Source organism: Nostoc sp., from assembly GCF_036917155.1.
Taxonomy (GTDB): Bacteria; Cyanobacteriota; Cyanobacteriia; order Cyanobacteriales; family Nostocaceae; genus Nostoc.
In genome coordinates, this window is record NZ_JBALDZ010000249.1 from 56550 (window position 1) to 79813 (window position 23264).

Genomic DNA, 23264 nt, shown 5'->3' on the forward strand with positions numbered 1-23264 from the left:
TTTGCTATCAAAGAAACCTGTCCTTTATAGTTTACTATTAACCATTTTCTTCAGAGTAACTTTAATTTTATTGATAAAAAGCATATCTTAGGGTTGATCTTTCCTAATTGCAGTTACTACCCGAATGCTTAACTTTTGTTGTAGATTAGCACCTGGTTTAGCCCTTACACTTTGAGCTTTGATGCCAAGGAAAGAATTTTTTGGTGAGCCAATCTTAATAGTTAAATGAAAATAAAAACCCCTGGCATTAATAATTAATCAGGTTAGATGGAAATATAGAATTTTTAGGGGTCGTAATAAATAATTGGACTGTATGACTAGAGTTTTATTGCAGATTCACATTTTTATGAATGATACAATTTGTATCTCTTCATAAACTACTGTAGCATGTTTAGCTAGACTAATTCAGTTTTGCTTAAAAGTTTCTTTGGTTTGCTTACGCATAATTACTGATTCACAAAACTTACATGGATAACGTATAACGAAAAGCATCAAAAATTTGATTATTGTTACAAAAATTTACATAATCTAAGTATCAGGGTTGAACTTGGGTTATTTTCATGGGCATCTTTTTAGATAATTGGTAACAGGTTAATGAAAATCAACTCCAAGAACTGAAAGTAAGATGAACAATGCCTGATATCTGTGAGCATTGTCATATATACGTTGTAGATATTTTTATATCATGAGAGAGAGTAAATTTTTCTGATCTACTGTTCTTGGTCATTGGTACTAACGACTTCGATTTTCCCACGGCTTTTTATGAAAACGAGCGATCGCAGCAGTGCGTCGGTAAAGACTTGCGATGTTTTCATAGCCGTAGGATGAATTAACATTTCTATTTGCTACAATCAGAGACTTGTTGCTGAGTGCTAAGTAAAGAATACTGGCTGTAATTTCCAGTGCCCAGTTGCTATCTTATGTTTTTGTGTATCCAGTTTATTGCGGCTACTGGCTACTTACTTAACTATTTAAGCAAATGATAATCATGACTTTACAGGATTTTTACATAGCTAGAAACACAATGAAGATTTAGTAATAATTATTTCTGACTTCAGCAAATTTTTATAAAAAAGGATAAACTTTTTTTAGCTATGTACATATATTTTATTTACTTGGCTGAAATAAAACCAATAAAAATATCTGTTAACTAAAGATAAGACTGTAAACAAAATGCTAGTTTCTGCCTGTAAGTCAACAAAATGAGAATAAAAAATTTTGATTTTAATCATATTTTAGAGTTGCAGTTGAGAACAAAGTATTGGTAAAAATATGAGGGACATTATGCTAGGAGTAAATCGATGATTATAACTTAAAATGCAAATTTAACTTGAAGATATATATTTACTAGTTTGGAGTATGGTAAATCATAAGCTATATCTTTTGTGGAAGTCAAACTATTTGCAGCGTAACGCTTTGAAGGCTAGCTAGGTTTCGTTCCTGTAGGCAAAAGCTGCTACTCTGAAGGCGTTAATATGCAGTTTCACATAGAATTTGCTATAAACACAACTATACAATAAATAAATTAAATCAAAAAATGAATGCAATTTCCTGATGGAGTTGATATATAGAAAATGCAGATAAATAGCCAGGCTTCTGAGTATAAGCAAAATATTCCGTTAAATACCTTAGCTAACATCATCGGCACTCAAGTTCTACAAGAATGGAATGATAGCCAAGTAGTTCATGATCGGGATCTGTGCATCCATCAAATGTTTGAGATGCAGGTCGAGCGATCGCCCCAAGCAATTGCTGTAGTATGTGAAAATACACAGCTTACTTATCGGCAATTAAACCAACGGGCAAATCAACTAGCGCACTACTTATGTGCTTTAGGTGTTGGGCCTGAAGTACTTGTGGGCATTTGCCTAGAGCGCTCCTTAGAGATGATTGTAGGACTACTAGGCATTCTGAAAGCTGGAGGCGCTTATGTGCCTTTAGACCCGACATATCCCTCAGAACGTTTAGCCTTTATCTTGGAAGACACGCAGACACCAGTATTGCTAACCCAAGAAAAATTTCTCAATAATCTACCACCACATCAGGCGCAAGTAGTTTGTCTGGACTCAAACTGGCAAGAGGATATCCAAAACAGTCAAGAAAATCCTGTAAATGAAACGACCCCAGATCATCTCATCTACGTAATCTACACATCTGGCTCTACAGGACAGCCCAAGGGTGTAATGATTCCTCACCGTGGTATCTGCAATCAACTCCACTGGAAGCAAACAACCTTTGGATTAACTCAGGCAGACAAAGTTTTACTGACTATTTCTTTTAGCTTCGATCCCTCAGTATGGCAGATATTTTGGCCATTGTGCTTTGGAGGGCAATTGTTCATGGCTCGCCCTGCTGGACATCAGGACACCGCCTACCTTGTAAAGGTGATTACTGAGCAGCAAATTACCGTTCTGGCCTTAGTACCCTCTATACTGCGTGTCTTATTAGAAGAGAAGGGAATTGAGAATTGCCGATTCCTCAGACATATTATTTGTGGTGGTGAAGCTTTACCTGGCGAACTCCTAGAACGCTTTTTCGCCCAACTGAATTTGGACAATGTTCTGCATAATTGTTACGGCCCGACAGAAGCTTCTATTGATACCACTTTCTGGACTTGCCAGCGCGGAACTAATTATGCAATTGCTCCCATTGGTCGCCCCATTACGAATGCAGAGATTCACATCCTCGATGAAAACCTGCAACCTGTAGCTGTTGGTGAATCAGGTGAATTGCATATTGGCGGTATTGGTCTAGCGCGAGGCTATCTCAACCGTCCAGAATTAACCATAGATAAGTTCATTCTCGACCCTTTTAGCTCTGAACCTGGGGCACGCCTCTACAAAACTGGGGATTTGGCACGTTATTTGAGCGATGATAATATCGAATTCCTTGGTCGCATTGACGACCAAGTTAAAATACGTGGCTTCCGAATTGAATTAGGAGAAATTGAAACCATATTAGGTCAACATCCAGCACTGACGCAGACTTTAGTTATAGCTAGAGAGGATGTGACTGGGGATAAGCAACTTGTGGCATATATTGTTGCCAGTCCAGGGCAAATCCCTAGCCAGGTAGAATTGCGCCGCTTTTTGCAAGGACAGCTACCTGAATATATGGTGCCTAGTTTCTTTGTATTTTTGGACACCCTACCACTAAATCCTAACGGGAAAATAGACCGCCGCGCTTTGCCTGCACCGGATACATCTGATATTAGGCTGTCAACTAACTTTGTTCCACCTCAAAATTCGACAGAAGAAGTCTTGGCTACTATCTGGGCGAAAGTTTTGCGTCGGGAACAAGTAGGCATCTACGACAATTTTTTTGAATTGGGAGGTCATTCACTGCTGGCTACTCAAGTGATGTCTAGGGTTCGCCAAGCCTTTCAAATAGAAATACCGTTGCAACTCTTATTTGAAAATCCAACGATCGCTACTTTAGCTGAAGCGATTGCCCAAAATCAGACTCAAGAAAATAATCCCCAAAATCAGACTATTCCCCAAATAGCCAATCGGGAGTCAGCCCCTTTATCCTTTGCCCAGCAGCGAGTGTGGTTTTTGCAACAGTTGCAACCCGACAGCCGCGCATATATCGTCTCCAATGCACAGAGGTTAAAGGGCAAGTTAAATACGGTAGTGTTGCAACAGTCACTAGATGCGATCGCTATCCATCACGAGGCACTACGAACCAATTTTATTACATCACTTGATGGTAGCCCCATACAAGTAATTCGCACGCCTCAGTCAGTGGAACTGAAGGTAATTAAGGTAACACAACAGCAAGTAGAATGTCTTCTAAATCAAGAGGCGCAACGCCCCTTTAACTTAGAAACTGACTTGATGCTGCGAGCTACCTTGCTCCAAATAGACGAACAGCAGCATATACTTCTGTTGGTCATGCACCACATCGCGTCAGATGGCTGGTCAATAGGCATTCTTTGGCAGCAGTTAGCGGCCGTTTATCAAGCCTTTTTGAGCAGTAAGCCTTCGCCCCTGGTAAAATTGCCCATCCAGTATGCCGATTTTGCTGTCTGGCAACACCAATGGCTATCAGGTGAAATACTATCAGACCAAATCAACTACTGGAAAACCCAGTTAGCAGGTGCCAAGACTGTATTAGAATTACCAACTGACCGACCACGACCACCAGTCCAAACTTACCAGGGAGCAGTGCAATCCCTGATTCTACCCCAGTCATTGAGTGCAGCGCTCAAAGAACTCTCTCGTCGGGAGGGTGTCACTTTATTCATGACATTGCTGGCAGCTTTTGGGACAACACTGCACCGTTACACTGGACAAGAAGACATTCTCATTGGTTCTCCCATTGCTGGTCGCAACCAAGTTGAAACCGAAGGGTTGATTGGGTTCTTTGTCAACACCCTAGCCATACGCACTAATCTTTCTGGGAATCCAAGTTTCCGGCAGTTACTTAGTCAAGTTCGAGAAGTAACACTAGGAGCATACTCCCACCAACACCTACCCTTCGAGAAGCTAGTAGAAGAACTACAGCCAGAAAGAAATCTGAGTCACTCACCCCTGTTTCAGGTAATGTTTGCCTTCCACAATACCCCAAGGGAAGTCTGGGAACTTCCAGGATTGAACATTACCCCACTAGAAGTTAATAGTGGTGCAGCCAAGTTCGAGCTTACCCTCGATTTGTCAGAAACTTCAGAGGGGATCAAAGGTGGAATTGAATACAACACAGATTTATTTGATGCGACAACGATCGCTAGAATGGTAGGGCATTTCCAAACTTTACTTGAAGGCATCGTCGCCAATGCAGAACAGCATATTGCAGATTTGCCTCTGTTAACAGCAGCCGAACAGCATCAGCTACTAGTAGAGTGGAATGATACCCAAACTGACTACGATTTATCTGAATGTCTACACCAGTTATTTGCAGCGCAGGTAGAGAAAACACCAGATGCGATCGCTGTAAAATTTGCAGACAAGCACCTTACCTACAGTGAGCTAAATAGTCGTGCCAACCAACTAGCACACTACTTGCAAACTTGTGGAGTCCAGCCAAATGTATTAGTAGCCATTTGTGTTGAGCGTTCCTTAGAAATGGTAGTCGGACTGTTAGGGATTCTCAAAGCTGGCGGCGCTTATGTACCTCTTGATCCTGAATATCCTCAAGAGCGTCTAGCATATATGCTAGGCGATTGTCAACCTGCGGTGCTGTTAACCCAAAGGGATTTAGTCGATCGTCTGCCTACAAGTAGCCAGAAAGTTTGTCTGGATACCGATTGGGAAACAATCTCACAACAAAGCAATTGCAATCCCAATTCCAGCGTCCAGCCTCTAGATTTAGCTTATGTAATTTACACCTCCGGTTCTACTGGCAAACCCAAGGGCGCGATGAACACCCATCGGGGAATTTGCAATCGCTTAATATGGATGCAAGATGCTTACAAGCTAACTGGAAGCGATCGCGTTTTGCAAAAAACGCCTTTTAGTTTCGATGTTTCAGTTTGGGAGTTTTTCTGGCCCCTATTGACAGGGGCGCGTTTAGTGATGGCTAAACCTGGCGGACAGCGAGATGCAACTTACTTAATCAACACCATCACCCAAGAGGAAATTACAACCCTGCACTTTGTACCCTCCATGTTGCAGATATTTCTAGAAACCAAAGGGCTAGAAGATTGCAAATCTTTAAGACGGGTGTTTTGTAGTGGAGAAGCCTTACCAGTTGACCTCCAGGAGCGGTTTTTTGAACCGATGGGATGTGAACTACACAACCTCTATGGACCTACCGAAGCCGCAATTGATGTCACATTTTGGCAGTGTCAAAGAGAGAGTAACTTAAAAAGTGTACCGATTGGCAGAGCGATCGCCAACACTCAACTTTATATTCTCGACTCCCATCTCCAACCAGTTCCCTTGGGTGCGATCGGCGAACTTTATATTGGTGGTATCGGAGTTGCCAAAGGCTATCTGAACCGTCCAGACTTAACAGCCGAGCGATTTATTTCCCATCCCTTTAATGAAGGTGAAAAACTTTACAAAACTGGAGACTTAGCCCGTTACCTTCACGATGGCAACATTGAATATATCGGTAGAATCGATCATCAGGTAAAAATTCGTGGTTTCCGGATCGAACTTGGAGAAATCGAAGCTTTACTAGCACAGCACCCTACCATACAGCAAACTGTCGTGACAGCGAGAGTCGATCATCCCGAAAACCAGCGACTAGTCGCCTACATCGTTCCTCACTCAGAACAGACACCAAACACAGACGAACTGCGCCATTTCCTCAAAGAACAACTGCCAGAATATATGGTGCCTAGTGCTTTCGTTTTACTAGAAACCTTACCCCTAACCCCCAACGGCAAAATTGACCGCCGCGCTTTACCAGCACCAGACTCAACCAGGCTTGATTCTGAAAACACCTACGTTGCTCCCCGTGATGAATTAGAATTGCAACTAACCAAAATTTGGGAGCAAATTTTAGGTGTCCAGCCTATCGGTGTTAGGGACAACTTCTTTGAGCTAGGAGGACATTCCATACTAGCAGTAAAACTGTTTTGGCAAATTGAGAAGACATTTAGTAAAAATCTACCTCTTGCCATTCTGTTCCAATCAGGTACTGTAGAGGCTCTAGCCAAAATAATCTCCCAAGAAGAAATAGCAGCAAGAAACTTGGCTATAGTAAATACCTTAGACAAATCAAAATCTAACTGGTCATCTTTGGTAGAAATTCAACCCAACGGTTCCAAGCCACCTTTTTACTGCATCCACGGACTGGGTGGAGAAGTCTTATGTTTCCGTGAATTGGCACTGCATCTGGGTTCAGAGCAACCATTCTACGGACTACAGCCACAAGGACTAGATGAAAAATACCCTTTCCATAGGCGAGTTGAAGAAATGGCAACTCACTATATTCAAGAAATCAAGACTCTTCAGCCCAAAGGGCCTTATTTTCTGGGAGGTTATTCTTTTGGAGGTGTAGTTGCCTTCGAGATGGCTCAACAACTCCAAGAGCAAGGCGAACAAGTTGGTATTCTGGTTCTGTTTGATAGTTGTCGTTTAGGTTATAGCTGGCGAGCGCCATTTCTCAAGCGAGCTTTTTTGCATTTAAATAATATAGTTAAACAAGGGCCTATCTACCTTTGGAAAAAGATTGTGAGATGGAGCTATTGGCGTCAGCAGCATCTCCAAAATACATATAACCGTTACTTAGAAGAGGTACTTAATTTACCTAAAACTGACAAGCACTTAAAAAGCGTAGATGCTAATATTCAAGCGGGTAGTGAATATACATTCTCACCTTATGCTGGTCAAGCTATCCTCTTGCGGACAGAAGATCAAAATCGGGATGAAGCTATAGGCACACAATACGACCCACAATTTGGCTGGGGCGACCTGGTGGCTGGAGGATTAGATATCCATTATGTTCCCGGATCTCACCTTGACCTACTTAATGAACCCAACGTACAAGTGTTAGCCGAAAAATTGAAAAATTGCTTAATCCAGGCGCAGTCCCCAAAGAATTAAGAAGGGTATCTGACAACCGGCTACCTCCTCACAACTCAAAACTACTGGGATGCTCAACTTTTTAGAGAAGTCGAGCATCCCAGCCTTGCAATTTTTATAATCAGATAAGATTGCTATAGGGCAATACGGTTCAGTTAAGGCTAAAATCCTTTTTTTTAACTTTACACCGTAAGTCCCCCACTGAACCTGTACCCAGGTCAGTGGCGGGATATAAGGTGGGCAATGAGGAATTGACCAACAAAAGAATAGAGCGGTAGGGCATTCCGTTCTCAAAAGCCAAGAGCCTCCTAAGCGGTAGCCGGATTGTCTTGGAAGCCCCCACTGAAACGGTACTCCGTTCAGTGGCGGGAGATGTCACGTTGCTAAATAATCCACAATCCACTGATGTTATATAGACGATTTGGACGCACCGAATTACAGATGCCAGTGTTTTCCTGCGGTGGCATGAGATATCAGTTCAAATGGGAGGATGTTCCCAATCATGAAATTCCTGCTGATAAGCAGGCGAATCTGGAAGCGACTATTAAAAGGGCGGTTGAAGTTGGAATTAATCATATTGAAACTGCCCGTGGCTATGGCACTTCTGAAATGCAATTGGGGAGAATATTACCCAAGCTTCCCCGTGAAAAGTTGATTGTTCAGACCAAAATCAGCCCAAAGGCAGATGCGAAAGAATTCCGCGAGACATTTGAACAATCATTGCGAAATCTTCAACTAGATTATGTTGACCTTTTAGGGTTGCACGGTATCAATCATCCTGAGTCGTTAGATGATAGCATCCGTCCCGGTGGCTGTTTGGAAGTAGCGCAGCAGTTGCAAGCAGAGGGAAAAGTTAGATTTATTGGCTTTTCTACACACGGCTCAACAGATATGATTGTGCAAACAATTAATACCAATCAATTTGATTATGTAAACCTGCACTGGTACTACATTAATCAATGGAATTGGGCGGCAATTGAAGCAGCTAAACGCCATGATATGGGTGTGTTTATTATTAGCCCATCTAATAAAGGCGGTCTGTTGTATGAACCTCCAAAAAAATTAGTAAATCTTTGCGCCCCGTTGAGTCCAATGGTGTTTAATGATTTGTTTTGTTTGAGTCATCAAGAGGTGCATACCCTAAGTATAGGAGCAGCGAAACCACAAGATTTTGATGAACACCTGAAGACTTTAGAATTAATCGATCAGGCATCAGAAATTTTGCCACCAATTTTAGCCAGGTTGGAAGAAGAAGCGATCGCTACTTTGGGAGAAGATTGGGTAAAATCCTGGCAAACAAATCTACCAACCTTTGACCAAACACCTGGTGAGGTAAATATTCGGGTAATTTTGTGGCTGCGGAATTTAGCGATCGCCTACGATCTGGTAGAGTACGCTAAAATGCGCTACAACCTCCTTGGCAATGGTGGCCACTGGTTCCCCGGCAACAAAGCCGATCGGCTAGAGAAATTAGACTTACGGCAATCTCTCGCCCGCAATCCCCACGCCGATAAAATCCCCCAATTTCTAGAACAAGCTCATCAGTTGTTGGCGGGTGAAGAGGTCAAACGTCTATCTCGCACTTGACAAATTACATAAATAGGGCATTGGCTATGGTGTCGGCAAATACTAAACAATAATATCAATGCCCAATGCCCAATGCCCAATGCTCAATGCCCAATCCTAATCAGATTTTTTTGTATCTGCTGATTTAACTGCCTTAGGTACGACTAGCACCTTATCAACCCGATTACCATCCATATCCATCACTTCAATTCGCATACTTTGCCATTCAAAATGGTCTGCTGCGGCAGGAATACGACCCAAATGGGTGATGACAAAACCACCTAAGGTTTGATAGCTGCCGCGTTCGTCAGATTCCCATTCTTCCATACCGAAAAGTTCCAAAAACTCTTCCACAGGCAACATCCCATCCAAAAGCCAGGAACCATCTTCGCGTTGTACAGCTTGTGGTTGATCCTGTCCATCTGTGGAAGGAACATCACCGACAATTTCACTCATGATGTCGTTGAGAGTCACTAATCCTTGAATCACGCCGTATTCATCGACTACCAGCGCCATGTGAGTGATGGTTTGCTTGAACAATTCCAAAACTTTCAAGCCACGGGTGCTTTCTGGCACAAATACGGGCTGTCGCAATCCGATGGTCAAGTCTAGTGGTTCCCCTCGGAAACTCCTGGCTAATAAGTCGGTGACAGGAATAACACCCAGCACATTGTCAAGTCCCCCCTGACAAACTGGATACCGAGAATAGGCACTATCAACCATTTTTTGGCGATTTTCTTCGGGAGAACCGTCTAAGTCTAGCCAGACAATATCGGGACGGGGTGTCATTAAGTAGCTGACAGGGCGATCGCCTAAACGAAAGACTCGCTCCACCATATCCTGTTCAGCTTCCTCAAAGGTTCCCGCCTCAGTCCCTTGCTCAATTAAAATTTTAATTTCTTCTTCAGTAACTTGCGGCTCGGTAGAAGCTGTAATTCCCAGTAATCGCAGGATCAAATCTGTAGATGCACTTAAGAGAAAGACTACAGGAGAAGCGAGCGCCGCCAAGGCTTGCATCGGAATAGCTACAATCGAGGCAATCCTTTCTGGGTTGTTTAATGCCAGACGCTTCGGTACCAATTCGCCAACAATGAGTGAGAAATAAGTAATGAGCAAAACCACTATTCCAAAGGATATCGGTTCACTATAAGGTGCTAATAAGGGAATAAGTCGCACGTAGATGGCCACTCGGCTAGCAATTGTTGCTCCTCCAAAAGCACCAGTCAGGATACCGATCAGGGAAATACCCACCTGGACGGTTGACAGGAAATGATTTGGAGACTCAGCTAGTTTTAATGCGACCCTTGCCTTAGCATCTCCTTGATTGGCAAGCTGCTGTAGCCTAACTTTCCGTGCCGAGACAATCGCCATCTCAGACATCGAAAACACGCCATTGGCAATAATTAGCACCAAAATGATTAAAATTTCAAAAGTTATGGAGGACATGTTTAAAATTGCGGTTTATCAGAGCGAACGTAGCTCAATCCCTAGTATCTAGTATTAAAGGTGCTTCAATAAATGCTTTGACTATACACAAAGTAATAGTTATAGTTCTTAAGTTTATGAAAAAAGTAAAGGTTCAAAACCGTACTTCTCTACGAGAGGCTACCGCAAAATCCCGCTGCGCGAACACCCGCAAGTTGCGTGTTCGCGCTAGCGTCTCCTCAGAGAAAAAATCCTTGTATCGCAAGGTAGGTTGAAACCCCACTGCCCCTAGTGGGTGGCTTATTTCCCTGTTCCCTTTCATTAGTTGCTGTGCATTATTCTGCCATCGAAGGAATAAGAAAGCTGTTAACACTTTTAAAATGGTTGACATAAACTGCCTCAAGATTTTCTAATCCATAGACTCCCATCGCTAGTAGTACTTATGTCATTTTCTTCTATTGTGCGTGCCTTAGGCCGATCGTCGCTCACTACTGAATTTATTTCTAAGCTGAATCGACAACAAGAATTGCGGTTAAATGGCATTCCCAGGCTGCCTAAAGCTCTGGTAGCTTCGGCATTAGCACAGGCTCAGGGCAAGGATTTATTTGTGGTTTGCGCCACGCTGGAAGAAGCTGGACGCGTTTACGCACAACTGGAGGCAATGGGATGGCAAACAGTACATTTTTACCCCACCTCCGAGGCTTCTCCCTACGAACCTTTTGACCCGGAAACTGAGATGAGTTGGGGGCAAATGCAGGTATTGGCGGATTTGGGAATGGGGGATCGGGGATTGGGGAAGGTGGGGCCCCCTCTGGGGATCAGGGGTAATGGGGACTGGGGACTGGGGGGAGAAGGAGGAATTAGTGAAAAAGTTACTCCTTTATCTCTTTCCAATTCCCAATCCCCAACCCCCAATCCTGGAGCGAAGCGACCTTTGGCGATTGTCGCTACTCAAGGGGCGTTGCAACCTCATTTACCTCCACCAGAAGCTTTTGGGCAATTCTGTCTTACTCTGAAAAAGGGGATGGAATTAGACTTGAATGCCTTCAGTGAGAAAATAACTATTTTGGGGTATGAAAGAGTGCCTTTAGTGGAAATGGAAGGACAATGGAGCCGGCGGGGCGATATTGTTGATGTCTTTCCGGTTTCTTCTGAGTTACCAATCCGGTTGGAATGGTTTGGCGATGAAATTGAGCAAATGCGGGAATTTGACCCCGCAACCCAACGTTCTGCCCTCGACAAAGTTGACCAGATAATTCTTACCCCCACTAGCTTTACTCCTGTGGTGATGGCGGCACTCAACAAGAGTGCCCAGTTCCGAGTGCTAAGTGCTGAGTTAAATTCTGACTCAGAACTCTTAACTCCTAACTCATCGCTGATTGAGGGTAGTCGTCGCTTTTTGGGGTTGGCGTTTGAGCAACCAGCATCTCTGCTAAACTACTTAGCAGAAAATACCCTGATTGCCATTGATGAGCCAGAACAGTGTCATGCTCATAGCGATCGCTGGGTAGAAAATGCCCAAGAACAATGGAGTATTGGGTATGGGGAAGAATCTCCCCTAACATTGCCGAAAATTCACCGTTCGTTTGATGAGTGTTTGGCTGATGTTGCCAAATTTAAAACATTATATTTATCGGAACTGTCAGAGGAAAATAGTGGGATCAATCTTGCTAGTCGTCCTGTTCCAGCTACGCCACACCAGTTTGCTAAACTAGCTGAAACCATCCGCCAAGAACGCGATCGCAATTTCTCGATTTGGCTGCTTTCTGCTCAACCTTCCCGTTCTGTCTCGCTGTTGCAAGAACATGATTGTCCGGCTCAGTTTATCCCCAATCCCCGCGACTACCAAGCGATCGATAAACTGCAAATCAACCATATTCCTATAGCCCTAAAATATTCTGGTCTTGCGGAACTTGAAGGTTTTATCCTGCCTACCTATCGAGTAGTAATCGTTACAGATCGAGAATTTTTTGGGCAGCATTCCTTGGCCACTCCCGGCTATATCCGCAAGCGCCACAAAGCTACTTCTAAGCAAGTTGATCCCAATAAGCTGCGTCCCGGTGATTATGTAGTTCACAGAAATCATGGTGTTGGCAAATTTGTCAAGCTGGAAAGTTTGACGATTAATGACGAAACCCGTGATTATTTGGTGGTGCAATATGCTGATGGCTTACTTAGAGTGGCAGCCGATCAAGTAGGTGCTTTATCCCGGTTCCGCGCCGGAGGTGATAAAGCACCGGAACTCAACAGAATGACTGGTAAAGCTTGGGAAAATACCAAGAATAAAGTCCGCAAAGCTATCAAAAAATTGGCGGTGGACTTGTTGAAACTGTATGCAGCGCGATCGCAACAACAAGGTTTTAGCTTTCCCAGTGATATGCCTTGGCAGGAGGAACTAGAAGATTCTTTCCCCTACCAACCCACGACGGATCAACTCAAAGCTGTTCAAGATGTAAAACGCGACATGGAAAGCGATCGCCCAATGGATCGCTTAGTTTGTGGCGATGTCGGTTTTGGAAAGACGGAAGTGGCGATTCGTGCTGTTTTTAAAGCAGTCACCGCCGGTAAACAAGTGGCACTCCTTGCGCCAACGACTATTTTAACACAGCAACATTACCATACACTCAAAGAACGTTTTGCACCTTACCCCGTAAATGTCGGTTTGCTCAACCGTTTTCGCTCTGCTGAAGAACGCCGCGATATTCAAAAACGATTGGCAACTGGTGAACTAGATGTAGTTGTTGGCACACAGCAACTTTTGGGTAAAGGTGTGGCATTCAAAGATTTAGGGCTGTTGGTGGTGGATGAAGAACAGCGATTTGGGGTAAACCAGAAAGAGAAAATTAAAAGCTTGAAAACTCAAGTGGACGTGCTTACCCTCTCCGCCACTCCCATTCCCCGAACTTTGTATATGTCCTTGTCAGGAATTCGGGAAATGAGTTTGATTACCACGCCACCCCCAACCAGACGACCGATTAAAACCCATTTGTCACCGATTAATTCCGAAAGTATCCGCACTGCGATTCGTCAAGAATTAGACAGAGGCGGACAGGTATTTTATGTAGTTCCACGAGTGGACGGCATTGAAGAAACAACAGCCAATTTACGAGAAGTGATACCAGGTGCTAGGTTTGCGATCGCTCACGGTCAAATGGATGAAAGCGAGTTAGAATCAACCATGCTCACTTTCAGCAATGGCGATGCAGATATCCTCGTTTGTACGACAATTATTGAATCTGGCTTAGATATTCCGCGAGTCAACACGATTTTGATTGAAGATGCTCACCGCTTTGGGTTAGCACAGTTGTATCAATTACGCGGTCGTGTGGGACGTGCAGGTATCCAAGCTCATGCTTGGTTATTTTATCCGAAGCAACGGACGTTATCTGATGCAGCACGGCAACGATTACGAGCGATTCAGGAATTTACTCAGTTAGGTTCTGGGTATCAACTAGCGATGCGCGACATGGAAATCAGAGGTGTGGGTAATTTGCTAGGTGCTGAACAATCCGGTCAAATGGATGCCATCGGTTTTGATTTATACATGGAAATGCTGGAAGAAGCAATTCGGGAAATCCGAGGACAAGAAATTCCGAAAGTGGAGGATACCCAAATTGATCTCAACCTGACGGCATTTATCCCAGCAGATTACATTACCGATTTGGATCAAAAGATGAGTGCTTACCGGGCGGTGGCCACAGCCAAATCTAAATCAGAATTAAAGTTAATTGCAGCCGAGTGGAGCGATCGCTATGGTACTTTACCTGTCCCTGCAAATCAACTTTTGCGAGTCATGGAACTCAAACAGCTAGCGAAAAAACTCGGATTTAGCCGCATTAAGCCAGAACAAAAGCAGCATGTCGTTTTAGAAACGCCAATGGAAGAACCAGCTTGGAATTTGTTGGCGGCGAATTTACCAGACAATCTCAAGACGCGCTTTGTGTATTCTCCAGGTAAAGTGACGGTGCGCGGGTTAGGAGTTTTTAAAGCAGATCAACAATTGCAGAATTTGATTGATGCTTTCGGGAGAATGCAAGGTGCAATTCCAGAGGCGGCTATTGTTTGATAAGTTTTGCTCAAGTTTCTATCAATTAAGAACCAAATCTACAGAGGATAACCAGAGTGAGTATTAATCTTGATTTGCCGCCAGAGCTAGAAAACGAGCTTTTTACTGAAGCTTCTCGGCTAAACCTTCCTATTTCTGAATACATTCTTCGGATTCTTTCTGTGAGGCAAGTTTTAGCAAATCCACCGAGGACAGGAGCCGAACTCGTTGCTTATTGGCAGAGCGAAGGTGTGATAAACTCACGACCTGATATTACAGATAGTCAAGCATACGCTCGTAAGTTACGCCACGAGGCCCAAACCCGTGAGCGAGAATAGGTAAAGTAGATGTATTTGCTAGATACCGACGTTTTGATTAGACATCTCCAGAAATTAAATATGCGTTATCCAGAGTCCTTGTAGAGACGTAGCAGTGCTACGTCTCTACATTCATTTTCACCAGATGTCTATTGATATTCAACGAGGTCATGCTCCTGCAATAAGTTGGTTTGCCAGTCTATCAGAGTTGCCCAGTGTGCCCGGCTTTGTAGTCATGGAAATGATTCAGGATTCTCAAAACAAGCAACAGTTGAGTAATGCTCTAAAACTGGTTGCGCCGCTACCTGTAGTCTGGGCTACTGAGGCTGACTTGACTCACGCCTTGTCTGACTTTACGACCTACCATTTATCTCACAGTTTAGGGTTGTTAGATGCGCTGATAGCTGCTTGTGCTGTTGGGCAAGGTGCAACACTTTGTACATTCAATGTTAAACATTACCGTGTTATTCCCGGTCTTGTTATGGCACAGCCCTACACACGTTAATACCTATCCAATGGATATGCTTGAACTTTAAAGAGAAGTGTAGGCAGTCCGTTAGCGTAGCCTAACACTCTGTTGGAGTGGATAACATTAATTTGAGTAGCCACAGTTAAGAGCAAACAGTTATGGTTATTAGTATATTCTCACAAACTAGCTCAACAGGTTTATGAAAATCAGAGCAATCATTCATCCAGCAGAAGAAGGCGGCTATTGGGCAGAGGTTCCCGCGCTTCCCGGTTGTATCACTGAAGGAGACACCATAGAAGAGGTGATGGCTAATTTAAAGGATGCTATTGAAGGTTGGCTTGAAGTTGCTAACAGTCGTAATGCAATTGAGTCAACAGATCAAGTTGTCGAAATTGCTGTATGAAATCGATTTCTGGCAAGCAACTTTGTAAGATTGTGGAACAAAAAGGTTGGGTTTTGCAAAGAATTACTGGCAGTCATCATATTTATGAAAACCCCGAAGTAGAAAAAATCCTGTCAATTCTTGTTCACCGCAATCAAGATTTGAAAGTTGGAACCTTGAAAGCTTTGATGAAAATAGCCCAGCTATCTGAAGAGGATTTACTTTAATTTCAAATTACTGCTCTGATTCATCCACTAACTTGCTTGGTTCACCAGGGTAAAAATCATAGTCCACAATCTCTGACAAACTGTAAGGACACTCCACCGGAAAAGTCCGCTTGGGCAAATCTGTTTCTCCAACAGCCAATTCGACACCTTTAAGGTAGGCTTTGCGAAGTGCTTCTTCAAGGTAGGGCTTTAAGCTAGGATTGTCTTCAAGCAGTTCAGCAATATCTAAGCGTTGAATACGAAGTGTTGCCAACCAGCTACGGCTACGACGCCCTGACTGATATTGCCATTTTAGTAAATGTCCAATCAACACACTCAGACGGTTTCGTAATTCTTGACGTTGCTGTTTACCCAAAGATTGAATCTCCTCAATCAGATTTTGCAGATCAATCTGACTCCACTGCTCATTGCGAAGTAAAGTTGCTTGTTCCTGTGTCCAAGCGTAAAAATCAGTTTCGTAGAGGCTTGGTGAAGGCATTGGTATCTTTGGGTTTGTTTCGGGTACACCCATTAGATTAGTTCAACCTCAACGTCTTTGCTTTTATTGTAGAACTGTCTCAAACTCTACTACTTCTACTATTGAGAGCGATCGCTATGGTACTTTACCAATCTCTGCAAATCAACTTTTGCGAGTCATGGAACTCAAACAGCTAGCGAAAAAACTCGGACTTAGCGCACTCACTCCTGATAGGCTATTATTGGCACATACGAGGAGGTTCCAGCTTGCCCACACGAGAACAGTCAGATACTGCCATATTTGTCTGTCAACTCCTTTCTAGTCTATACCAGCCAATTCAAGTTTTTCGTTACGACCAGAAATTCAAGACCATTTACATTCAAGCTGGGGTCAGTGATGAGATTGCACTTGTGATCGATGAAGATGGAAGTTGGGAGTTTGTTCTATGACATCGAATCTGTCTGAGATGACAAATACTGAGTTAAAAGAGTACCTTTCTGAACACAGAAATGATCAGCAAGCTTTCCAGGCGGCATTGGAGATATTGATGAGTCGCCGTAATCCAGCCAATCGTCAACCATATCCTTTCGACCTTGCCGATCCCAAAACTGAAGTCGAAGCAATTTTTAGGAAAAAGTTAAACCAGACTGAGTAATCAGAACTCTACCGACGTTTGGCCGAATGCGTTATTTGTCATTAATTGAAGTATTGGGGCTACATTGTCAATGGTCTGGTGTTAAGAGTCCGGTATTCTCTTAGGTTAAGTCCAGGCATAAACGTCCACTGTAAGTGGCGATCGCAAACAACCCCAACAGAGTGCAAGCAGAGATCATTTATAGTATGACTTTCGTAACGATTGACAGCCATGACAGAGCTACTTGAACAAGCGATCGCTAAACTAAAAAACTTGCCTGCCAATGAACAAGATGCGATCGCGGCAATGATTTTAGAAGAACTAGAAGATGAGCGCTCTTGGGATGAAGCTTTCGCCCGTTCCCCTGATGTACTCGCTTTCCTGGCAACTGAGGCAATGGCTGAATACCTCGCAGGAAAAACCCAAGAGTTAGATCCAGATACGTTGTGAAGTCACGTATAACCGCTCAGTTTCGTCAAGGGTTTGCTGATCTTCCTGAGCAAGTTCAAGAGCAAACGCGTCAGGCATACCGCCTCTTCAAACAAGATCCGAGCCATCCCAGCTTGCGCTTCAAAAAAGTACATCCAGAACTACCAATTTATTCAGCACGGATTAGCAAAAATTATCGAGCGGTTGGACAGTTAAATGGAGATACCGTTATTTGGTTTTGGCTTGGTTCACACACAGAGTATAACAAGTTGCTCTCTCAGTTGTAGTTACGCAGTGCGATCGCATACCTAATTTGGATCAAAAGATGAGTGCTTAACGTGCAGGAAGGCTGGCAAAATCTAAAGCAGAATTAACATAGATTGCTGTTAATTAGAGCGATCGCTTTTTTATACCTCAAATTTTTGATACTATATATAGTATCATCTCTCAATGAGCAAATTAAGATAATTTATAAATATTCAAAAAAGACTTCAGGTACTAATTTGAATTCTCCTGATTTCAAGCGAGATATATCTATCCATAACGCTCTATGTTTATGATGTGGTGATTCGGAAAAAATTAAACTTTCTAGTTGATAAAATTTTGAATCAGCAAAGTCACATTGATAAAGCTGAATAATTTCATGACCTTGCCTGCCATTAAATATAAACAGGTTCTCTATACAACCGAGATATTTAATATTCGTTAATTCTGCCTGAATTTCCTCTTGAAACTCCCGTTCTAAGGCGGCGCGGCTGGTTTCACCAAATTCAACACCACCGCCTAAAGCCCGATAAAATGTTTCTTGCTTTACGGGGTCGTAGCCTTCAGAAAGAAATATGCGTTCGCCATTCCTAATTAGCCCCAAGGCTATTACCCGAATTTCACCTGCTTTATTCATTTTTATAACTAATTATCGTAGATAGACTGAGGACGACTTTCACTATCCTCAATAGGCCAATCGGGATTTTCGCCACCGATGTACAATTCTTCAATGGTCACATATTCCTGACTTAGCTGTGTGAGGGCGTTGATTAAAATATCCAGAGCGATCGCATCACTGGTTCCTAAGTCAAACCAACAACGTCCCCACTGACCCTCGTATTCAAACTCACCAATATTGTGCATCAGTGCTAGTAGGCTTTTGTCATAACCTTGTTCATCATAATTCATGTAGCTGATATCGAGTCCAGTGTCCTGCACCTGAAGATTCTCTGCATTAAATGCACCCAATTTACCCAGATAAAACCAGGAATTGAAAACTTCTTCTACATACTGCTTTTCACGCGCAGAAGGATTTGTGCTGAATTTCAGCCAAATCCACACATCAAAAGGATTAATTTCGCGAAACTGAATCTCCATTTTGGTCTAATATCTCAATTAATGTTCTGCAAATAAGCATATCAAAGTAGGGAGATGAGGGAGATGAGGGGGATGAGGGAGAATAACCAATAATGCCCAATGCCCAATGCCCAATTACCCAGGATTGTTAAGGCTAACAGCATTTTTGCGTTCATGCTCAATTTGTTTGACTAAATCGCCTGGGAGTTGGGATTTTTTAGTCAATGCTTTGTCAAAATTAGCGATCGCTTCCTGGATCATCTGCTGGCTTTTTTCTTTTTGCCCCAGTTCTTTCAGGATTTGGGCTTTGAGATAATAAATTTCTGGATTATCGGATGTGGTTTTAATCGCTCGGTTGACATACTCTAGTGCTTGTGCATACCTTTTTAAATCTCGGTAAGCAAGAGCAACACCCCGATCTACTAGATACTGGGGAGCAGCATTTTGTTCTAAGCGTCCAATTGCCTGATCTGGGCTAGCAAAAGGCAAATTAACCGCCAATAATAAATCCATATAACCCTTGATTAAATTCAGTTCTGGATCGTTGGCAGAAATGGCTTCGGCTTTATCTAAATATTCATAAACTTGTCGCAACCGACTAAAGGCTTGCGGCACACCCTTGACTGTACCCTCACGGGTGATAACTACTGCACCCTCTAAAAAATGACCAACAGCAGTGTATAAATTACCACGCAACGGATCGCTAGAAATTAGTTTTTGTCCAGTTTCTAAAGTTTTCTGGCTGTAGGTGTCGAGTTTAGCCCAATCCTTATTTCCGTATGCTAAAGATGCCTTTATGGCATAAGCTAGAGGTTCGTTTGGCTCTTTGGATATTGCTTGTTGCAGATAGCGATCTGCTGCTGGATAATTACCTTGTTGGAAAATTGCTTTAAAAGCTGCTTCTGTTAGGTCGCCAATTTGATGAGGTTCGTTATTGCGAAACGGATCACCAGCTAGAGAAGGACTTACCCAAAAATTAAGTGCGAACGCAGCGGCAAAAGCAGTCTGAGCAAGGGTAATGAGTTGAGCAGACACTATTAATCGAGGCGAAGAAAACCTTTTAGTCATTTTAACCCTCAGAATAATTGCGGTTGAAATAGTTGTATGCGTTACTTAGAATACAAAAAATGGTTAAGTTTAATTTTACTTTTTTACTCAGCACAGGTTAAACGCCCCGCTATCGCTAATGTTACTCAGCACTGTTACGGTGAGTCTGCCACAATAGAGAAAATGTAAATGATTCTTGCTGCGAGATTAAGGTGTTAAGGCAGATAATACGCTATAAATTTTTCCAGAATTTTCTAGATACTCTTAGTGTAGTTAATCAGTAATTTGCTGACTTTTTGGTAATCTTAACAAATGCTCTATCTCCGAAATGTAAATTATCATCCTACAGCGTGCCCAACAGCGATTCTCAAATCGATCAACTTGGAATTAGCACCCCAGCAGCTAGGTCTGATTATTGGCCCGAGTGGTTCAGGTAAAAGTACCTTACTAGAAATTTTGTCGGGACTAGCCGAACCCACAACCGGCGCACTCTTCTGGCGGGAACAAGAACTGATAGCCGAACAGCTACAACAATTGGCTGGGTTGGTATTTCAGTTTCCAGAGCGGCACTTTTGCGGCGGTTCGATTTTAGAAGAATTGCGTTTAGGACATCCTGAGTTAGGGTCAGAACGAGTCAGACAAGCGCTGAGTGAAGTGGGATTAGAGCATTTATCGCTTTCCGTTGCCCCTCATGCTTTGAGTGGTGGTCAGCAACGACGTTTAGCTTTGGCAGTGCAATTGATTCGCCAGCCAAATTTACTGTTATTAGATGAACCCACAGCTGGGTTAGATTGGTCAATGCGTCGGCAACTGGTAAATTTATTAGCGAAACTGAAACAAGATTGGACACTGTTAATAGTGACACACGATGCTGGGGATTTGCTAGCGATCGCAGACCGTTGCTGGACACTTAACCACGGTGAACTAGAATCAGTAGACCCAAAGACACTAGAAGCCAAAGCTAAAGAACCTCTACCAGCAGTATGAAAGGGGGAGTAGGGAGTGGGGAGTGGGGGAAGAAAGAATAAATGCCCCATGCCCCATGCCCAATGCCTAATGCCCCATGCCCCATGCCCAATGCCTAATGCCCAATGCCCCATGCCCAATGACAAACTTATTGCCTGAGATGGCAGAAATCTGGCAGCAAACTCTCAATTGGCAACCAACTGTCCAACAGCAAGCGCAATTTCAAAAGCTTTATGAGTTAATCCTAGAAGGTAATCGCCAACTAAATTTAACTCGCATCACTGACCCCCAAGAATTTTGGGAAAAACATCTCTGGGATTCTCTGCGAGGAATTGCACCCCTGTTATCAGCAAATTTCTCTACTGCTTCCCCTGCTCTCATCGATATTGGTACAGGTGCGGGTTTTCCAGGTATTCCAGTGACAATTACTCTACCTAATTGCACAATTACTCTTCTCGATTCCACTGGGAAAAAAATTGCTTTTATCGACAATATATTAACTGAACTTGCCCTTACCAATGCTAAAACTCTTGTTGGTAGAGCGGAAGAAATTGGTCATCATCCCCAGTATCGATTAGCTTACGATATTGCATTGATTCGTGCTGTCGGTACAGCCTCGGTCTGTGCAGAATATACCCTACCACTGCTCAAACAGGGAGGTTTAGCCATAATTTATCGCGGTAATTGGACAGAAGATGAAACAACTGCTTTGCAGAATGCTGTGAAGCAGTTGGGTGGCGTGATTGAATCAATCGAACAATTTACAACACCTCTGAGTCACAGCATCCGCCACTGTGTCTATTTGCGTAAGGTAGCCACCACACCAGTTCAATTTCCTCGTGCTATTGGTGTACCTACCCAAAAACCTCTTTAACTAATTCGTAATTCGTAATTCGTAATTACAAACGGTACAAAGCTATAGGAATCCGGTTTAACATGTCGCGGAAGTCTCCACCTTCAATGTACTCATAAGGTGGGGATTGTGAGCGGGGGATTTTCTGATAGAATTATTTGGTCTTGACCATCAATGCCATAAGCGAAAACCAAGCTAATAGGTATATGTTGCAAGAAGAAGATTTGGGTCTTGGGAACCAGGACTCCTGACAAGAGGAGGGAATGTCAGACTTTCTAGTACTACGGAGTTCTGGAGGCTGTTCCTGATGAATTAGGAGAGCTACGTCCGTCTTACGGCGGAGTAGTTCGCTTTCTGAAAAAATGCTTAGTGGCGTGGCAAGCAAAAAAATTGTGCATTAGACGTAGGTAGGTTGGGTGGAGCGGAGCGCAACCCAACATATATCAGGATGTTGGCTTTGGCAAAGCCTCCACCCGACCTACAATTTTTTTTGCTAATTCGTAATTACAAATTATTTGGACAGGAGCGGAAGATCAAGTTTTTATTTTTTCTATCTCTTCCTGCTTTTCTCCTTGTCTCAATGTTTAAGCAAATTTACTTGCGGCTGCAAACCGCTTGTTAATCTCATCCCAATTAACTACGTTCCACCAAGCATCTAAATAATCGGTGCGGCGATTCTGGTAATTGAGATAATAGGCGTGTTCCCATACGTCATTACCCAGGATAGGATATTTGCCTTCACTTAAGGGACTATCTTGATTAGCTGTAGTTGTCACTTCCAACTTGCCATTCTTGTTACGTACTAGCCAAACCCAACCACTACCAAAACGACCAGCACCAGCTTCGTTAAACTGTTTTTTGAAAGCTGCAAAAGAGCCAAAGTTTTTATTAATAGCAGAGGCTATATCTCCTGTTGGTTCTCCCCCACCTTTTGGCTTCATAATTTTCCAGAACATTGAGTGGTTGACATGACCACCCCCATTATTGCGTACTGTTTTGCGAATATCTTGTGGTACTTTGTCAAGTTTCTGCAACAGTTCTTCAACAGTTTTACCTTTGAGTTCTGGGTGTTTGTCTAAGGCTGCATTCAGGTTTTTTACATAAGTTGCATGGTGTTTATCGTGGTGAAATTGCATCGTTTTGGCATCGATGTGCGGTTCCAGTGCTTCGTAGGCGTAAGCTAAAGGGGGCAGTTGGATAGCACCTGTTGTATTTGGTGTTGTATCGGGAGTTGCAGTATTTCCCTCAGGAGATTTGTCTGCTAATGCACAAGCATCTAATGCAAAAGCACCTGCACCTGCTGTGAATATAAACAAGAAATTGCGTCGATTAATAGTCATAGAAGTTTTGCAGCGAATCGATTAAGTCTCTATTGCAGTTTTTATTTTCTTAGATTCTGGCTACAAAAAATTGGGAATTGGCAATTATTGCTGGCAGTTTAAGAAACTTTTTTTAGACTTGTAATATTAAGTACTAACATTCAAAACGTTATGTATTTTTACCAGGACTTACGCAACTGGCACAAAATATGGGCGGAGCTTCCCTAGCTATCTAATTGGTATTTCAGGGCTTGAGACTCAAGCACAGAGAGAAGTTCGGTATGTTGATTGACTAAACCTTGTATTGCGGTAATT

20 protein-coding genes and 1 pseudogene are annotated in these 23264 nt (G+C 43.0%); 14 read left to right on the forward strand and 7 right to left on the reverse strand.

Annotated elements, in window-relative coordinates:
* Window positions 1-710 precede the first annotated feature (710 nt).
* A complete protein-coding gene (locus V7K67_RS33900) occupies window positions 711-836 on the reverse strand; it encodes a hypothetical protein (protein ID WP_335170292.1) in 126 nt (41 codons plus the stop codon).
* Window positions 837-1574: 738 nt separating this feature from the next.
* Here V7K67_RS33900 and V7K67_RS33905 point away from each other — a divergent pair.
* Complete coding sequence (locus tag V7K67_RS33905) at window positions 1575-7493, forward strand: amino acid adenylation domain-containing protein (RefSeq protein ID WP_335170293.1); 5919 nt, start codon at window positions 1575-1577, stop codon at window positions 7491-7493.
* A 384-nt stretch (window positions 7494-7877) separates the two neighbouring features.
* Window positions 7878-9059: an aldo/keto reductase gene (locus tag V7K67_RS33910; RefSeq protein WP_334730014.1), complete on the forward strand. Its 1182-nt coding sequence runs from the start codon at window positions 7878-7880 to the stop codon at window positions 9057-9059.
* A 96-nt stretch (window positions 9060-9155) separates the two neighbouring features.
* Here the strand turns inward: V7K67_RS33910 and V7K67_RS33915 are convergent, their stop codons facing one another.
* The gene (locus V7K67_RS33915; RefSeq protein ID WP_334708376.1) at window positions 9156-10484 is read right to left on the reverse strand and encodes a hemolysin family protein; all 1329 of its coding nucleotides are present in this window, start codon (window positions 10482-10484) and stop codon (window positions 9156-9158) included.
* 421 nt (window positions 10485-10905) lie between these two features.
* Between V7K67_RS33915 and mfd the strand changes: the two genes are divergently transcribed.
* The 5 genes from mfd (at window position 10906) to V7K67_RS33940 (ending at window position 15903) form a co-directional block, all read left to right on the forward strand.
* On the forward strand, window positions 10906-14529 hold the full coding sequence (mfd, locus tag V7K67_RS33920; protein ID WP_335170294.1) for a transcription-repair coupling factor: 3624 nt from the start codon (window positions 10906-10908) through the stop codon (window positions 14527-14529).
* A 56-nt stretch (window positions 14530-14585) separates the two neighbouring features.
* Window positions 14586-14846 (forward strand): hypothetical protein, encoded by a 261-nt coding sequence (locus V7K67_RS33925; RefSeq protein WP_335170295.1) that lies wholly within the window; start codon window positions 14586-14588, stop codon window positions 14844-14846.
* A 124-nt stretch (window positions 14847-14970) separates the two neighbouring features.
* Window positions 14971-15330: a PIN domain-containing protein gene (locus tag V7K67_RS33930; RefSeq protein ID WP_334708374.1), complete on the forward strand. Its 360-nt coding sequence runs from the start codon at window positions 14971-14973 to the stop codon at window positions 15328-15330.
* 163 nt (window positions 15331-15493) lie between these two features.
* Window positions 15494-15697, forward strand: coding sequence for a type II toxin-antitoxin system HicB family antitoxin (locus V7K67_RS33935; RefSeq protein WP_104908349.1), 204 nt, complete (start codon window positions 15494-15496; stop codon window positions 15695-15697).
* Entirely contained in the window at window positions 15694-15903 is a 210-nt protein-coding gene (locus V7K67_RS33940; protein ID WP_335170296.1) for a type II toxin-antitoxin system HicA family toxin, read from the forward strand. Before V7K67_RS33935 ends, V7K67_RS33940 begins: the two co-directional genes overlap by 4 nt.
* Before the next feature lie 7 nt (window positions 15904-15910).
* Here the strand turns inward: V7K67_RS33940 and V7K67_RS33945 are convergent, their stop codons facing one another.
* The gene (locus tag V7K67_RS33945) at window positions 15911-16381 is read right to left on the reverse strand and encodes a DUF29 domain-containing protein (protein WP_334730012.1); all 471 of its coding nucleotides are present in this window, start codon (window positions 16379-16381) and stop codon (window positions 15911-15913) included.
* A 106-nt stretch (window positions 16382-16487) separates the two neighbouring features.
* Here V7K67_RS33945 and V7K67_RS34705 point away from each other — a divergent pair.
* From V7K67_RS34705 to V7K67_RS33965, 5 genes and pseudogenes are all read left to right on the forward strand, one after another.
* Window positions 16488-16592 (forward strand): annotated as a pseudogene (locus tag V7K67_RS34705) (TRCF domain-containing protein); the annotation flags it as partial.
* 34 nt (window positions 16593-16626) lie between these two features.
* A complete protein-coding gene (locus V7K67_RS33950; protein ID WP_334708372.1) occupies window positions 16627-16809 on the forward strand; it encodes a DUF6888 family protein in 183 nt (60 codons plus the stop codon).
* Complete coding sequence (locus tag V7K67_RS33955; protein WP_334708371.1) at window positions 16806-17015, forward strand: DUF6887 family protein; 210 nt, start codon at window positions 16806-16808, stop codon at window positions 17013-17015. The genes V7K67_RS33950 and V7K67_RS33955 overlap by 4 nt, the downstream gene beginning before the upstream one ends.
* Window positions 17016-17225: 210 nt before the next feature.
* Window positions 17226-17444, forward strand: a complete 219-nt coding sequence (locus V7K67_RS33960; RefSeq protein WP_334708370.1) for a hypothetical protein — start codon at window positions 17226-17228, stop codon at window positions 17442-17444.
* Window positions 17441-17710 carry a ParE family toxin-like protein gene (locus tag V7K67_RS33965; RefSeq protein ID WP_334730011.1) on the forward strand — a complete coding sequence of 90 codons (270 nt, stop codon included), beginning with the start codon at window positions 17441-17443 and terminating at the stop codon, window positions 17708-17710. The genes V7K67_RS33960 and V7K67_RS33965 overlap by 4 nt, the downstream gene beginning before the upstream one ends.
* A 182-nt stretch (window positions 17711-17892) precedes the next feature.
* Here the strand turns inward: V7K67_RS33965 and V7K67_RS33970 are convergent, their stop codons facing one another.
* The 3 genes from V7K67_RS33970 to V7K67_RS33980 all read right to left on the reverse strand — a co-directional run bounded on the left by V7K67_RS33970 (window position 17893) and on the right by V7K67_RS33980 (window position 19832).
* Window positions 17893-18324 (reverse strand): NUDIX hydrolase, encoded by a 432-nt coding sequence (locus tag V7K67_RS33970; RefSeq protein ID WP_334730010.1) that lies wholly within the window; start codon window positions 18322-18324, stop codon window positions 17893-17895.
* An 8-nt stretch (window positions 18325-18332) separates the two neighbouring features.
* A complete protein-coding gene (locus V7K67_RS33975) occupies window positions 18333-18785 on the reverse strand; it encodes a DUF3531 family protein (protein ID WP_322673316.1) in 453 nt (150 codons plus the stop codon).
* A gap of 114 nt (window positions 18786-18899) precedes the next feature.
* On the reverse strand, window positions 18900-19832 hold the full coding sequence (locus V7K67_RS33980; RefSeq protein WP_334730009.1) for a Sll0314/Alr1548 family TPR repeat-containing protein: 933 nt from the start codon (window positions 19830-19832) through the stop codon (window positions 18900-18902).
* A 291-nt stretch (window positions 19833-20123) separates the two neighbouring features.
* On the opposite strand from V7K67_RS33980, the gene V7K67_RS33985 reads away from it, so the two are divergent.
* Complete coding sequence (locus tag V7K67_RS33985; protein WP_334730008.1) at window positions 20124-20798, forward strand: ABC transporter ATP-binding protein; 675 nt, start codon at window positions 20124-20126, stop codon at window positions 20796-20798.
* A 118-nt stretch (window positions 20799-20916) separates the two neighbouring features.
* Window positions 20917-21651: a 16S rRNA (guanine(527)-N(7))-methyltransferase RsmG gene (gene rsmG, locus V7K67_RS33990; protein WP_335170298.1), complete on the forward strand. Its 735-nt coding sequence runs from the start codon at window positions 20917-20919 to the stop codon at window positions 21649-21651.
* A 563-nt stretch (window positions 21652-22214) separates the two neighbouring features.
* On the opposite strand, the gene V7K67_RS33995 is transcribed toward rsmG, so the two are convergent.
* Window positions 22215-22970 (reverse strand): superoxide dismutase, encoded by a 756-nt coding sequence (locus V7K67_RS33995; protein WP_335170300.1) that lies wholly within the window; start codon window positions 22968-22970, stop codon window positions 22215-22217.
* Between the last annotated feature and the right edge of the window lie 294 nt (window positions 22971-23264).